The following is a 14483-nucleotide window of genomic DNA, read 5'->3' on the forward strand; positions in this document are numbered from 1 at the left end:
TCAGGCGCCCTCGAACTGGCTCTTGGAGGCGTCGCGGCCACCGAGCCTGCGCAGCAGCAGCGCGAGGACGAGGCCGACGAGCACGAGGATGACGGCGATGGCGCTGGCCGGACCCATCAGGTCGGCCTCGAAACCCCGCCGGTACATGTCCAGCGCGAGCACCCGCGTCGCGTCGCCGGGTCCGCCCGCGGTCAGCACGAAGATCAGGTCGAAGAAGGTCAGCGACCCGACCACCATCAGCGTCGACGACGTGATGATCGTGTATTTCAGCTGCGGCAACGTGATGCTGAAGAACTGGCGCACCCGGCCTGCGCCGTCGATCTGCGCGGCCTCGTACAGGGACCGGGGGATCTGCCGCACCGCGCCCTGGTAGATCAGCGAGTGGAACGGGATGAACTGCCAGGACACGACGAACACGACGAGGCTGAACGCGAGCGTGGGCCTGCCGAGCCAGTCCTGGGCGAGGAACTCGATCCCGAGCCCGTCGCCGAGGCCGAAGTTGGGGTCCAGCAACGCTTTGTACGTGATCGCGATCGCGGCGGAACTGAGCAGCAGCGGGATGAAGTACAGCACGGCCAGCGCCGCTCGGTAGCGCTGGTTGCCGGCGAGGAACGTGCCGATCAGGATGCTCAACGGGGTCTGCACCGCCCAGGACGCGACCATCACGAGGAAGGTGATCCAGACGGCGTGCGTCAGCTCCGAGTTGGCGAGCACGGCCTGCCAGCTGTCCAGTCCGGACAGCTGGATCTCGCCGAGGCCGTCCCACGTGGTGAAGCTCAGCGCGAAGACGCCGACGAGCGGGATGACGGCGAAGCCGACGAAGAACACCATCGCGGGCACGACCAGCCACGGCAGGATGCCGTGGCGGTCGCGCCGCGAGTCGTGTGGAGAGGCCGGGCTCACTTGTTGGTGACCGCGTTGAGGTTGTCGGCGAACTCCTTCGGCGAGATCGACAGCTGGAACAGCTTCACGATGTTGTCGAGGAGGGCCGAGGCCGCGGTGGGATTGAGCGCCTGGTCCCAGGACTGCGCGAAGACCTTGGCGTTGTTCGCGAGGTCGTAGACGAAGCTGACGAAGTCGGCGTTCTGGCTGGCTTCCAGCTCCGACTGCGTGCCCTTCAGGATCGGGACTCCGCCGGAGTCGATCCAGGCCTTCACTTCCTGCTCGTCGAGCACACCGGAGGTGAAGAACTTCTTCGCGACCTCCTTCTGCTCGGCGCTGGCCTTCGCGGAGATCGCCAGGTACTGGCCGGGGTTGCCGACGGCATTGCTCCGATCACCTTTGCCGCCGTCGACCGGCGGGAAGTTCATGTAGCCGAGGCTGTCGCTCGGGACGAAGTCGCCGCCCTGTTCCTTCTGGATGCCGTAGGACCAGGAGCCGTGCAGCATCATCGCGGCGCGGCCGGTGTAGAGCAGTGCCTGGTCGGCGTTGGAGTCCGCGGTGATCGAGGAGAAGCCCTCGATGAAACCCTTGGCGCGTATCAGTTCCTGCATCTTGGTCAGCGCGTCGATGGCGTCCGGATGCGACCACGCGTCCTTCTCGCCGTCGAACGCGGCCTGGAACACCTCGGGTCCGCCGATGCGGTCGAACAGGAACTCCAGCCACATCATGTTCGTCCAGCGGGACTGGCCGCCGAGCGAGAAGGGCGCGATGCCCTTCGCGTTGAACTTGGGCACCAGGGCCATGATGTCGTCCCACGACTCCGGCGGGTCGACCTTGACGTCGTCGAAGACCCTCTTGTTGAAGTACAGGACGATCGGCTCGACCGTCTCGCACGGCATCGCGTAGATCTTGCCGTCGATGGTCGCCGGGCCGAACGACGAGTCGATCAGGCGGTCCTTCACCTTCGGGTTCTGTTCGAACCACGAGGTGAGGTCGTCCACCTGGCCCGCCTCGACCCAGGTGCGCAGCCCGCCGCCGCCCCAGCCCCAGATGACCGTGGGTGCCTGCCCGGCGCCGAGCGCGGTTTTGATCTTCGTCTTGTACGGGTCGTTCTGGAACGTGGTCGTGGTGATCTTCGAGTCGGGATTCGCGTTGTTGAACCGGTCCACCGCGCCTTGCCGGATGCCTTCCTGAGGCGGTCCGGAGAGGAACCAGTACGACGCGCCATCGCCACCGCCCGGGCCGGAGGTGCCGCAGGCGGAGAACGCCAGCGAAAGCGGGACGCCGGCGGCGAGACCGAGGGCGGTACGTCGGGAGAATTGTGTTGCCACGCTGGTGCTCCGTTCTCGGGCCGAAGACTACGCTGGCCTCTGTTTCCGAAAACTTTCGAAAACTGGTGGCGTAAGCCTAGGGACCGTGCGAGATTAGTGTCAAGGTCGAGCTTGGTTCCATTGCCTGAAATAGGCCATAAAAGTATGCTCAGCGGGTATGTCGAAACATTTCGAAACTTTCGGTCCCGAGCAAAGGAGAGGGAATGGCGACGGTCGACAGGTCGCCGACGGAGGGCTCGGGGAAGTCGGTACCGGCCGGTGCCAGGCGCACGACGCTCGCTGCCGTCGCGCATCTCGCGGGCGTCTCCATCGCGACGGTGTCCAAGGTCGTCAACGGGCGCAGCGACGTGGCGCCGGAGACCCGCTCCCGGGTGCAGGAGTTGTTGCGCAGGCACGACTACGTGGCACCGGTCGACCGCCGCACGGAGGCCGCGGCCCGCCCGACCGTCGAGGTGCAGTTCGCCGGTGACCTCAAGCCGTACGTGGCCGAGGCGCTCGGCGGTATCGTCGACGCGGCCACCGAGCTGGGTGTCTCCGTGGCGATCAGTCAGCCGGCCCGCGGGCCGCGATGGGCCAGGGACCTGGTCTCGATGGGCCGCCGCGCCCTCATCGCGGTCACCAGCGTGTACACCCCGGCGTACCTGGACGCGCTGATGCAGGCGGGCCTGCCACTCGTTGTGCTGGACCCGCTTCACCTGCCGCACAGCGAGGTCAACAGCGTCGGCCCGACCAACTTCGCCGGCGGCTTCGCGGCGACGCAGCACCTGCTCGGACTGGGCCACCGCCGCATCGCCTACCTCGGCGGCCCGGCCATCGCCGCGGCCAACCAGGCCCGCGTGCACGGGTACCGGGCCGCCATGGAGGCGAGGGGGACACCGGTGCCGGACGCGTACATCCGGTCGGGCGAGTTCACGTTCCAGACCGGCGTACTCGGCGCCGCGGTGTTGCTGGACCTCCCGTCCCCGCCGACGGCCGTGTTCGCGGGCAACGACGAGATCGCCTTGGGAGTAGTGGAAACCGCCCGCACCCGGGGCCTGCGCGTCCCCCAGGACCTGAGCGTGGTCGGCTTCGACGACACACTCCTCGCGAGGGTCGCGTCACCGCCGCTGACCACCGTCCGGCAGCCGCTGCGCGAGATGGGCGGCGTCGCCCTGCGCACCGCACTACGCCTGGCGGACGGCGAGAAGCTCGAGTCCCACCACGTCGAACTCGCCACCGAGCTGGTGGTCCGCGCCTCCACCGCCCCCGTCTGATGAGGGCGGACGAGTCGGTACCGCTGGGCCGCACCGCCGTGCGGGTCACGCGCCTGGGCCTGGGCCTGGCCTCCCTGGGCGGGCTGTTCGAACCGGTCTCCGACGACGACGCGAGACGCACCGTCGACCGCGCCTGGGACATCGGCGTCAGACTCTTCGACACGGCACCCGTCTACGGCTACGGCCGGTCGGAAAGCCGCGCCGGAGCGGCACTTCGCGACCGCCCCCGCGCGGAGTTCGCCCTGTGCACCAAAGTCGGTCGCCTGGTCGTGCCCGGGGGCGGCGACACCCAGCCCATCTGGGCCGACCCGCCGCCCGGGGTCGGCCCTCGGCTCGACTACTCCTACGCGGGTGTCCTGCGCTCGGTCGAGGAGAGCCTCGTCCGCCTCGGTCTCGACCGGGTCGACGTCGTCCACGTGCACGACCCCGACGAGAACTTCTCCGTCGCCGTGTCGGCGGCCTACCGGGCGCTGGGCGACCTGCGGGCGCGGGGCACGATCGGCGCGGTGTCGATCGGTGTCAACCACGCGCCGGTCGCGGCGCGCTACCTCACGGAGGTGGCGGACCCCGGGCTCGACTGCCTGCTGCTCGCGGGCCGGTACAACCTCCTCGACCAGTCCGGCCTCGACGACGTGCTGCCCGTGTGCGCGGCGCGGGGCATCGCGGTCATGGTCGCCGGGGTCTACCAGTCCGGGCTGCTCGCCGATCCGCGTGGACCGCACGGTTACGCCACGGTGCCGCCTGACCTGGCCGGGCGGGTCGCCGCGTGGCACGAGGTCTGCCACCGGTTCGGGGTTCCGCCGACGGCGGCGGCCGTCCAGTTCCCCTTCGGTCATCCCGCGGTGACGTGTGTCGTGGTCGGGGCCAGGTCGCCGAACGAGGTGGACGAGACCGCCCGCATGCTCGCGCACCCCGTCCCGGACGGGTTCTGGGCCGCTGCCCGCGCGGCGGGCCTCCTGCCCGCGCGGTGACGGTATCCCCGTTCGGCCGTTCCGACGGGTATGGTTCGCCCGGTTGTCTCATGGGGTGACGGCTATCTCGATGTGCTTGTGACGCGGGTCAGGGCGGATGGAGGCGGCGGTGGGACGGCATTCCTCGACGAACCGGCGGCGGCTGCCGGGGCGGTCGCCGGTCGTGGCGCTCAGCGCCCTGGTCGTGGTCGCACTGGTCGGCTGGTTCGCCGTCGACTTCCTCGGAGACCGGCTGCGTGCCGACGACTGCGTGTCGCGGCCGGTCATCGCGGTGACCGCCGCGCCGGACATCGCGCCCGCCGTCAGCCAGATCGCGCGGCGGGTGTCGGCGGACGAGACCGCGTGCTACCAGATCCGGGTGACCTCCCGCGAGTCGGCCGAGGTGGTCGAGTCGCTCGTGGTCTCCGACGGCACCGAGCGGCCGGACGTGTGGATCCCGGAGTCGACGCTGTGGTGGTGGCGTGCCGAGGACGTCGGCGCGTGGGACGAACCGGTGTCGGGGACGTCGATCGCCAGCACGCCGGTCGTGCTCGCGGTGACGGAGACCGTCGCGACCGAACTGGGCTGGCCGTCGGCGCGACCCACCTGGAAGCAACTGCTCGGGCCGGGGGCCGGGACCACCGAGGTCGGCTTCCCCGATCCGGCCCGGGATCCGGTCGGGGTCTCGACGCTGTTCGGGCTGCGGCACCTCGTCGCGAGCGCACCGGACCCGGACACGGCGCGCACGGTGGCGATGCGTGCGCTGTCCAGGAACACGGTGACCAAGCAGGCGGACCTGTTCGCCCGCCTGACCGACACCTCCGGCGCGGCGGAGCCGCTGGAGGTGTTTCCCACGTCGGAGAACGCCCTGCTGCGGCACAACGCGCGGCAGGAACAGGTGCCGCTCGTCGCGGTCTACGCGGACCCGGCGATACCCGCGCTGGACCACCCGTACGTCGTGCTGCCGGACAGCTCGGCCGACGAGCGCACCGCGGCGGACCGGTTCCTGGACCGGTTGCTGCGCCAGGACAGCGCCGACCTGCTCGCCGACGCCGGGTTCCGCACGCCGGACGGCCTCGCGCTGCGCGACCGCTCGGCGAACGGGCGCACGTCGGCCGCGCGGATGACCCCGGCGCCCCTGCCCGGGCCGTCCGAGGTGGAGCGGGTGCTGAGTTCGTGGGCGGGGGTGAACCTGAGCGGCAGGCTGCAGGTGCTGCTCGACGTGTCGGGGTCGATGGCCGAGGAGGTGCCGGGCACGGGCCTGACCCGCATGGCGGTCACCGTGCAGGCCGCCGCGGCCGGGCTGAAGCTGTTCAAGCCGACCACCAAGCTCGGGATGTGGCTGTTCGGCACCAACCTCGACGGCGCGAAGGACTACCGGGTGCTGCTGCCGGTGCGGCCGATGGGCGAGCACCTGGCCGGCGGCGCGCTGGCGGCACTCGGCGGGGTCAAGGCGGTGTCGAGGGGCACCACGTCGTTGTACGACGCGGTGCTGGCCGCCTACGAGGACGGTGTGCGGAACTGGGAACCCGGCCGGATCAACACGGTCGTCGTGATGACCGACGGCAAGGACGACAACGCCAGCGACGTCACCCTCGGCCAGCTCGTGGCACGGTTGGAGCACCTGCAGAACCCGGGCCGTCCGCTCAAACTCGTCGGGATCGGCATCGGCCAGGACGTGGACCGCGCCGAACTGACCGCGATCGCGGAAGCCACCGGCGGCCAGGCCTTCCTCGCTCCCGACCCGACCACGATCGGCGGCGTGTTCTACCAAGCGCTGTCGCTCATGCTCTGCCAGCCCCCGAACTGCCGCCCTGGCGTCAGCGGACGGTGAAGGTGGTGGAGTGCCAGCCGGTGGCGCCGTCGGGGATCGGGGGGATGCGGTCCTGGGGCTGGGTGCTGCCGCGGCGGTCGGTCGCGCGGACCTCGGCGCGGTGCGTGCCGGGGCCGAGGCCGACGTCCGTGCGCCACATGCGCCAGGTCTGGCTGTTGACCTCGGTCGCGAGCTCGGCGGTCTGCCACGGGCCACCGTCGACGCGGACCTCGACCTTGGCGATGCCGATGGTCTGCGCCCAGGAGATCCCGGCGATCGTGACCTTGCCACGGGCGACCGTCGCGAAGGCGCGGGGCGCGTCGATGCGGGACTGGGTCCTGATCGGCGCCTTGACACCCCAGTCCCGCTTGCGCCAGTAGGCCTCCTTGGCGTCGAACGTGGTCAGCTCCATGTCGACGACCCATTTCGTGGCGGACACGAACCCGTAGAGGCCGGGTATGACCATGCGCGCGGGGAAGCCGTGCTCGACCGGGAGCGGTTCGCCGTTCATGCCGATGGCCAGCAGCGCGCCGCGGGTCGGGTCCATGGCGGCGTCGACGGGGGTGCCCGCGGTCCAGCCGTCCACGCTGGTGGAGAACAGCTGGTCCGAGCCGGAGCGGACGCCTGCCTCCCGCAACAGGTCCCGCAGCGGCACACCGACGAAGTTGGCCGTGGACACGTACGGGCCACCGACCTCGTTGGACACACACGTCATCGTGATCGTGCGTTCCACGAGCGGCCGCCTCCGGATGTCGTTGAACGTGAACGTCCTGGTGTCCTCGACCATGCCGTGGATCCGCAGCAGCCAGTCCTCCGCGCGTACCTGCGGCACCGACAGCAACGCGGTGTCCACCCGGTAGAAGTCCCGGTTGGCCGTGAGGAACCGGGGCGTGCCCTCGGCCGCGAAGTCGGCGCCTGAGGGGATCGGTGGCGCGGGGGAGCGTGGCACCAGTTCGCCCACGGCGGCGCGGGAGGCCGTCGCGTCGTTGCGGCCTGCCAAGAGTTCACCGGCGCCGCCCGCGGCCCCGGCGCCGACCACCACACCCGCGGAGGTCCACAGGAACCGGCGGCGGGAGGTGGCGTCCAGGCGGCCTCCGGCCGTGTCCACCGGGGTCACCGTGGTCACCGGGGTCGCCGCGGCGGTTCGCGTCCGGGTGGCCGTGGTGTGCAGCCAGTAGAAGACCGCGACACCGGCGACCAGGCCGGCGGCGGGCGCGAGCGCACCGGCGGCGGGGACCGAGGGCTGGTCGAGGACCGACAGCAGCCCGGCGAGCCCGACCGCCGCCGCGAGTGCCATCCCCGGCCACGGCCGCCGCCGGGACAGCAGGCCGGCGACCACGCCGACCACCAGCAACATGACACCGACGCCGGCGAACACCAGTGCCTTCTTCGCGTCGCCGAGGTTCGCGATGGCCCACTCGGTGACCGACGGCGGCGTCAGGTCGCGCACCGAGTTGCCGACCGCGATCACGGGGGACGCGGTCGGGTCGATCAACCCGCCGACCAGGTGTCCCACCGCCACCGCCGCCAGCACCGACAGCACGCCCACGAGCGCCGCGACCAGGCGGCCCAGCCGGGGTCCGGCATCAACAGTGTCCATGGCAGGCATTCGTCGCCGCGTACCGTGCGGATTGGCGCCTGGCGCGAACCCGGTTCCGTGCCGGTTTTCTCGACGTGTGTGGCGGTTCGGGCATGACCCAGCCGCCCGCACGCGGATAACGAACGGGTAACCAACGACACGGGACCAATCCGCACCGTGCCCGCCACCGAATTCCCCTCGACGGAGCCACGACGAGGTGGCCGACGGGTCCACAGTGGATCCGACCAGTACGAGAGGGAGTGTTTCTTTATGTTGCGTAGTGTTCGTCGTGGAGTGCTGGTCGCCGGTGTCGCGGCCGTGGCGCTGCTGGGTGCCGCGTGCGGCAGCTCGGACGATGGCGCGTCGGACAACGCGGGCGGCAACACGAGTGCCGGGCAGGGCACGACGTCGGCGCCGACGGAGTCCTCTTCGGACAGTGGGATGGCGGAACCGGCCGCGGACCTGGTCGGCCCGGGTTGTGCTGGATACGCGGAGGCCAACCCGAATGGCGCCGGTTCGGTGTCCGGGATGGCGGCGGACCCGGTCGCGGTGGCCGCGAGCAACAACCCGCTGCTGAAGACGCTCGTGGCGGCGGTGTCGGGCAAGCTGAACCCGCAGGTGAACCTGGTCGACACGCTCAACGGTGGCGAGTTCACCGTGTTCGCACCGGTCGACGACGCGTTCGCCAAGATCGACCCGGCGACGGTCGAGACGCTGAAGACCGACTCCGCGCTGCTGACCAAGATCCTGACCTACCACGTGGTCCCCGGTCAGCTGGCACCCGACGCGGTGATCGGCGAGCAGACGACGGTCGAGAAGGGCATGGTCGAGGTCACCGGTTCGGGTGACGAGCTGAAGGTCAACGACGCCAACGTGATCTGCGGCGGCGTGAAGACCGCGAACGCCACGGTCTACCTGATCGACTCGGTTCTCATGCCGACCATGTGACACCTCTGACCCGGCGCGGCACCCACGACACAGTTCCCCGTGGGTGCCGCGCCGATTTCGTCGCGCCGCGCCCGTCAGCCGGGGTCGAGGACGCGTTTGAGGAAGCGCCGCGTCCGCTCCTCCCGCGGGTCGCCGATCACCTGGGCGCTCGGGCCTTTCTCGACGATCACACCGCCGTCGAGAAAGAGGACCTGGTCGGCCACCTGTTCCGCGAAGCGGATCTCGTGGGTGACGATGACCGTGGTCCAGCCCTCGGCGGCGAGGTCCTTGATCACAGCCAGCACCTCGCCGACGAGTTCCGGGTCCAGGGACGAGGTGGGCTCGTCGAACAACACCACGCGCGGCTTCAGCGCCAGCGCGCGGGCGATGCCGACACGTTGTTGTTGCCCGCCGGAGAGCTGGAAAGGGTAGGAGTCGGCCCGGTCGCCGAGGCCAACCTGGTCGAGCAGGGCCCTCGCCTCGGCCACGGCCTCCTCACGGGGGCGCTGCTGCGCGATCACGGGGCCCTCGATGAGGTTCTCCAGGACCGTGCGGTGCGGGAAGAGGTTGTGGGCCTGGAACACCATGCCGCTCTGCGCCCGCAGCCTGCCGGTCTCCCTGCGGCCCGCCTTACCGGCAGGCACGCGGGAGAAGTCCACCTCCACGTCGTCGATCGCGATGACGCCGCGCTCCGGGGTGTCCAGCACGTTGAGCGAACGCAGGACGGTGGTCTTGCCCGACCCCGACGGTCCCAACAGGACGGTCGACGTCCCGCGCCGGGACTCGAAGTCGATGCCGCGCAGGACCTTGTGGTCGCCGAAGGACTTCTCCAGCCCGTGCACGCGGATGCGGGCGGGCTCGGTCTGCTGTTCCGTGGTGTCAGTCATGTGGCCACATACCTGTCCAGTCGGGTCTCCAGTCGTTTCTGCGCGGCGGAGAGCGCGACGCAGATCACCCAGTAGTACAACCCGGCGAAGGTGTAGAGGGCGAGGAACTCGTTGCTCTCCGCCGCCGCCAGCTGCGACTCGCGGAAGAGTTCGGTCAGCAGCACCACCGAGCCCAGCGACGTGTCCTTCAGCAGCGACAGCAGCGTGTTGGACAACGGCGGCACCGCGGTCCTGGTCGCCTGCGGGAGGATGATCCGGCGCAGCGTCCTGCGGTAGTCGAGCCCCACCGTCGACGCCGCCTCCCACTGCCCCTTCGGCACCGCGAGGATCGCCGACCGCACGACCTCGGCCGCGTAACCGGCCACGTTGAGGCTGAACGCGATCACGGCCGCGGTGAACGGGTCGAACTTCAGGCCGATCTGCGGTAACCCGTAGAAGACGATGAACAGCTGCAGCAGGAGCGGGGTGCCGCGGATGATCGAGATGAACGCCCTGGCCAGCCCGGACAGGATCCGGTAGGAGGAGATCCGTGCGAGCGCGACGAGCAGGGCGAGCACGAGCCCGATCGCGAAGCTGATCGCCGTCAGCGGGATCGTCACCTTGACCAGGCCGATGAACATCGGCCACGCCGTGCTGCCCATCACCTCCCACGTGCTGCGCGCCTCGCGGCCTTCCGACAGGTCCGCGTCGCCGCCGTCGGGCACCGACACGTCCGCCTTGAAGTACTTCTCCGAGATCTCGCGCAGCGTCCCGTTGTCCCGCAGCGTGGTGATCGCCTTGTTCGCCTCGTCGAGCCTTGCCGCGTCGTCCTGGCGGAAGGCGAGGACCTGCTCGCTGGTCTCCCCGCCCGCGTTCCCGGCGATCTCGACGTCGGTGGAGCCGGTGCTGGCCAGGTAGTCGAGCACGGCGATGTTGTCGTTGACGATCGCGTCGACCCGGCCCTGCGCGAGCAGTGCCGCGGCCTGCGCGAACCCCTCGACGGCCTCGACGTTCGCCCCGGCGTCGCGCGCGACCTGCGCCCAGTTGCTGGTGGCCGACTGGGCGGTGGTCCTGCCCTTCAGGTCGGCGAGCGTCCTGATGCTGTCGTCGCCGGTGCGCCGGACGATCACGCCGTGGGAGTAGGTGTAGGTGTCGGACAGGCCGTACTTGGCCTCCCGCTCGTCGTTGCGGGACACCTGGTTGGCGATGAGGTCGATCCGCTCGGCGTCCAGCGCGGGGAAGATCGCGTCCCACTGCGTCTCGACGAACTCCAGCCGCCACCCGGCCTCGTCGGCGACCGCCTCGATCACCTCGATGTCGTAGCCGGTGAGCTGCTGCGTCCTCGGGTCGTGGAACGAGAACGGTGGGTAGGTCCCCTCCGTGCCGACCCGGACGACGGGCTGCTCGCCCTCCGGTGCCCGCGCCGCGCTCGCCTGCGCGGCCGGCACTGTGCTCGTCTGCGCGGCCGGCGCCACGATCATCAACAACAGGAGCAGCACGATGCCCCTGAGCGCATGTCGCATCAGCGACTCCCTCGCCTTCGGCCGGACTCCCCGCAGTCCGGGACAGGGCGGGAGAATAGTGCGAATCGGCACCCGGGTGCCGGAGATCCACTATGCGGGAAGCCGTCGTGTCGGCGCCGCGACGGGTGTGAGGACGCAACATGACGGTCCCGTTCCCGCATCCCCGTTAGGTTGATGGGGTGTCACCCGAGCCGAGCCCGAATCCGGTCCTGAGTGAGCCGCGGCAAGTGCTGCCACCGATCTCGCGGTGGAAGATCGCCGTCGGCGGTGTGGCGGTGCTGGTCGTGATCACCGGCGTGGTGATCACGTTGTGGTGGGCGGCCACCAGTGGTCTCACCGGCCCCGACCTGGTCACCGCGCGGCTGGACGCGTTGAAGGTGGGGCTGAGCCTCGGGGTGGGCAGCGGTGGTCTGTTCGCCCTCTACCTCACCTGGCGGCGGCAACGGGCGATCGAGGCGGAGCTGGACAACCGGGAACGCACGTTCCTGCACCAGCTGCGGGTCGCCGAGGACGCCAACACGGATGCCACCGAGCGGCGGGTCACCGAGCTGTACAGCAAGGCGGTCGAGCAGCTCGGCGCGGACAAGGCGCCGGTGCGGCTCGGCGGGCTGTACTCGCTCGAGCGGCTGGCGCAGAACAACGCGGAGCACCGGCAGACCGTGGTCAACGTGCTGTGCGCGTACCTGCGCATGCCCTACCAGCTCCCGGGCGTCCCGCCGTCCGATGACGAGGACCAGAGCAGGCACGACGAGCACCGCGAGCGGGTGCAGGAACGTGAGGTCCGGCTCGCCGCCCAGCGCATCCTCGCCGACCACGTCGCCCCGCGCGACACCGGGCGGTTCTGGGACGGGACGGACCTCGACCTCAGCGGCGCCACCCTCGTCGACTTCGACCTCAGGGCGTGCCGGGTCGGGACCGCCCGGTTCGACGGGGCGACCTTCACCGGTCCCGCCCGGTTCGACGAGGCGACGTTCACCGGCAGTGCCTCCTTCGACCGGGCCGCCTTCACCAGCGGGGTCGGCCTCGCCGGGGTGACGTTCACCGGCGACGCGACCTTCGACGGGGCGACCGGCCTTGGCGGCGACGTGCCGATGAGCTCCGATGTCCCGCTGGCCGAGTTGCTGGGGCTGGGCAATCCGTACGCCCTCGACCCCGTGACACCTGGCAGCCGAGGAGCAACCGCGACCGGCTGCGGGTCCGGATGGGCATCCGGGCCGACGGGCTCCCGATCGAACTCGACCTGAAGGACTCGTCCCAGGACGGCATGGGGCCGCACGGCCTGTTGATCGGCGCCTCCGGTTCCGGCAAGACGGAGCTGCTGCGCACCCTCGTGCTGGCGCTGGCCGTGGCCCACCCGCCGAGCTCGCTGAACTTCATGCTGGTCGAGTTCAAGGGCAGGGTCGATTCGGACCTGCTGGACGCGCTGCCGCACTCCAGCGGCGTGATCACCGACCTGGTGGCGGACCCGCACGGCGGCGTCGACGAGCTGGCCGACGCGGTCGGCAACGAGCTGGCCCGCCGCCAGGATCTGTTGCGCGCCAACGGGAACTTCCCCTCCCTGCGGCACTACGCGCGAGCCCGCGCCGCGGGCGCCGCGCTCCCCGAGATGCCCACGCTGCTGGTGATCGTCGACGACTTCGTCGAGCTGCTGGCCGCGCGGCCCGACTTCATCGACACGTTCGTCCAAACAGGACGGCTGGGTCGATCGCTCGGCGTGCACCTGCTGCTGTCCGCGCGACGGCTCGACGAAGGCAGGCTGCGTGGCCTGGAAACCCACCTGCACTACCGGATCGGCCTGCGCACCTCCGCCGCGGCCGACAGCAAGGCGGTGCTGGGCGTCACCGACGCGTTCCGGCTGCCGAGGGCCCCGGGGCACGGGTACCTCAAGGTCGGCAACGACCCGCTCGAACGGTTCCGTTCCGCCCACGTGTCCGAGCAGTACCGGCGGAACGGCTCGATGGTCGCCGACCCGATGGCTGCCGAAGGCGGAGAGACCCTGCTGACCATCCTGGTCGACCGGCTGAAGGGCCATGGCCCGCAGGCCCACCGGTTGTGGCCGCCGCCCGCATCGCCGTGACGGTCAGGTGAGCCAGAGCGACGCGGCGGTGAGCAGCGCCTCCGTGCCGCGCAGCAGTGCGGCGTCGACGGCGTCCGGGACGAAGTCGGGGGAGTGGTTGCCCGGTGCCCCGCCCGCGGCGACCGCGAGGGCGGGCTGGGCCGGGTCCGGGTAGTGGGCCTGGTCGAAGCCGCCGAAGTTCCAGAACACCGACGGTACGCCCGCGGCGGCGCCGAACCGGCCGAAGTCCTCGCTCGCCGGTTTCATCGACGGCTCGTGCACCACCTCCGCGCCGAACGACTCGGTGAAGGCCGTGATCACGCGCCGAGCCGCGGTCTCGTCGTTGACCAGCAACGGGAAGTCGTTGATGGGTGCGATCTCCGGTGGCCTCGGCGCGCCGGCGGCGGCGGCCTCTGCCGTGACGATCCGCTCGACCGCGGCCAGCACCCGCTCGCGCACCCGCGCGTCGAACGTGCGGATGTTGAGCTTCAGCTCAGCCTCGGCCGGGATCACGTTCTCCTTGGCACCGGCCCGGATCGCGCCGACGGTCACGACAGCGACGTCGGTCGCCGCCAGCTCGCGGGACACGATCGTCTGCAGCCGCAGCACGATCGACGCGGCGATCACGATCGGGTCGACCGTGGCCTGCGGCGCCGACGCGTGCCCGCCCCGCCCGAACACCGTCACCCGCAGGCTGTCACCCGCCGCCATGAACACCCCCGGCCGCACCCACAGGTGCCCGGCGGGCCCGGAGATCACGTGCTGGCCCAGTGCCACGTCGTAGCGGGGGAACCGGTCGAGGAACCCGTCGTCGAGCATGGCCCGCGAGCCGGCGCCGATCTCCTCGGCGGGCTGGAACACCGCGAGGACCGTGCCCGACCAGTCCGCCCGCCGTGCGGACAGCTGCGCCGCCGCACCGAGCAGCGACGTGACGTGGGTGTCGTGGCCACAGGCGTGCATGACAGGGGACAGTTCGCCGTCCGGGCCGGTGGCGGTCACCGTGCTGCGGTAGGGCACCCGGTCTGCCTCGGCCACCGGCAGCGCGTCCATGTCCGCGCGCAGCAGCACGGAACCGCCCGTGCCGCCACTGTCGTTGCGCAGCACACCGACCACCCCGGTGCCGCCGACCCCGGTCGTGACCTCGAAACCGGCCTCGGTCAGCCGGGCGGCCACCACCCCGGCCGTGCGTTCCTCCTGGAACGACAGCTCGGGGTTGGCGTGCAGGTCCCGGTAGATCGCGGTCAGCTCGGGAAGCCGCTCGGCGAGACCGGCGGTCAGGGGCGACGGCACTGACATTCGGTGC

12 protein-coding genes are annotated in these 14483 nt (G+C 70.8%); 6 read left to right on the forward strand and 6 right to left on the reverse strand.

All coding sequences use genetic code 11. The features are described 5' to 3' along the window. Positions 1-903 carry a carbohydrate ABC transporter permease gene (locus FHR82_RS23530; protein WP_311771238.1) on the reverse strand — a complete coding sequence of 301 codons (903 nt, stop codon included), beginning with the start codon at positions 901-903 and terminating at the stop codon, positions 1-3. After that, positions 900-2213: an extracellular solute-binding protein gene (locus FHR82_RS23535; RefSeq protein ID WP_184812684.1), complete on the reverse strand. Its 1314-nt coding sequence runs from the start codon at positions 2211-2213 to the stop codon at positions 900-902. Before FHR82_RS23535 ends, FHR82_RS23530 begins: the two co-directional genes overlap by 4 nt. A gap of 203 nt (positions 2214-2416) precedes the next feature. On the opposite strand from FHR82_RS23535, the gene FHR82_RS23540 reads away from it, so the two are divergent. The 3 genes from FHR82_RS23540 to FHR82_RS23550 all read left to right on the forward strand — a co-directional run bounded on the left by FHR82_RS23540 (position 2417) and on the right by FHR82_RS23550 (position 6250). Next, positions 2417-3466 (forward strand): LacI family DNA-binding transcriptional regulator, encoded by a 1050-nt coding sequence (locus FHR82_RS23540; protein ID WP_184812685.1) that lies wholly within the window; start codon positions 2417-2419, stop codon positions 3464-3466. Then, complete coding sequence (locus tag FHR82_RS23545) at positions 3466-4437, forward strand: aldo/keto reductase (RefSeq protein ID WP_184812686.1); 972 nt, start codon at positions 3466-3468, stop codon at positions 4435-4437. The genes FHR82_RS23540 and FHR82_RS23545 overlap by 1 nt, the downstream gene beginning before the upstream one ends. 109 nt (positions 4438-4546) lie before the next feature. Continuing rightward, the gene (locus FHR82_RS23550; protein ID WP_311771239.1) at positions 4547-6250 is read left to right on the forward strand and encodes a substrate-binding and VWA domain-containing protein; all 1704 of its coding nucleotides are present in this window, start codon (positions 4547-4549) and stop codon (positions 6248-6250) included. On the opposite strand, the gene FHR82_RS23555 is transcribed toward FHR82_RS23550, so the two are convergent. Continuing rightward, positions 6237-7829 carry a molybdopterin-dependent oxidoreductase gene (locus FHR82_RS23555; RefSeq protein ID WP_184812688.1) on the reverse strand — a complete coding sequence of 531 codons (1593 nt, stop codon included), beginning with the start codon at positions 7827-7829 and terminating at the stop codon, positions 6237-6239. The two genes, FHR82_RS23550 and FHR82_RS23555, sit on opposite strands and share 14 nt — an antisense overlap. Positions 7830-8078: 249 nt before the next feature. Here FHR82_RS23555 and FHR82_RS23560 point away from each other — a divergent pair, with 249 nt between their 5' ends. Then, positions 8079-8756, forward strand: coding sequence for a fasciclin domain-containing protein (locus FHR82_RS23560; protein WP_184812689.1), 678 nt, complete (start codon positions 8079-8081; stop codon positions 8754-8756). Between the two features lie 74 nt (positions 8757-8830). Here the strand turns inward: FHR82_RS23560 and FHR82_RS23565 are convergent, their stop codons facing one another. Beyond that, entirely contained in the window at positions 8831-9622 is a 792-nt protein-coding gene (locus FHR82_RS23565) for an amino acid ABC transporter ATP-binding protein (protein WP_184812690.1), read from the reverse strand. Next, positions 9619-11124 (reverse strand): ABC transporter substrate-binding protein/permease, encoded by a 1506-nt coding sequence (locus FHR82_RS23570; protein WP_184812691.1) that lies wholly within the window; start codon positions 11122-11124, stop codon positions 9619-9621. The genes FHR82_RS23565 and FHR82_RS23570 overlap by 4 nt, the downstream gene beginning before the upstream one ends. 227 nt (positions 11125-11351) lie before the next feature. Here FHR82_RS23570 and FHR82_RS47565 point away from each other — a divergent pair, with 227 nt between their 5' ends. Beyond that, the gene (locus FHR82_RS47565; protein WP_311771240.1) at positions 11352-12368 is read left to right on the forward strand and encodes a pentapeptide repeat-containing protein; all 1017 of its coding nucleotides are present in this window, start codon (positions 11352-11354) and stop codon (positions 12366-12368) included. Beyond that, positions 12326-13201, forward strand: coding sequence for an FtsK/SpoIIIE domain-containing protein (locus FHR82_RS23580; protein WP_311771241.1), 876 nt, complete (start codon positions 12326-12328; stop codon positions 13199-13201). Before FHR82_RS47565 ends, FHR82_RS23580 begins: the two co-directional genes overlap by 43 nt. A 3-nt stretch (positions 13202-13204) precedes the next feature. Here FHR82_RS23580 and FHR82_RS23585 read toward each other — a convergent pair whose 3' ends face one another. After that, positions 13205-14476: an amidohydrolase gene (locus FHR82_RS23585; protein WP_184812692.1), complete on the reverse strand. Its 1272-nt coding sequence runs from the start codon at positions 14474-14476 to the stop codon at positions 13205-13207. Positions 14477-14483: the final 7 nt, after the last annotated feature.

It is taken from the genome of Actinophytocola algeriensis, from assembly GCF_014203735.1.
Lineage (GTDB): Bacteria > Actinomycetota > Actinomycetes > Mycobacteriales > Pseudonocardiaceae > Actinophytocola > Actinophytocola algeriensis.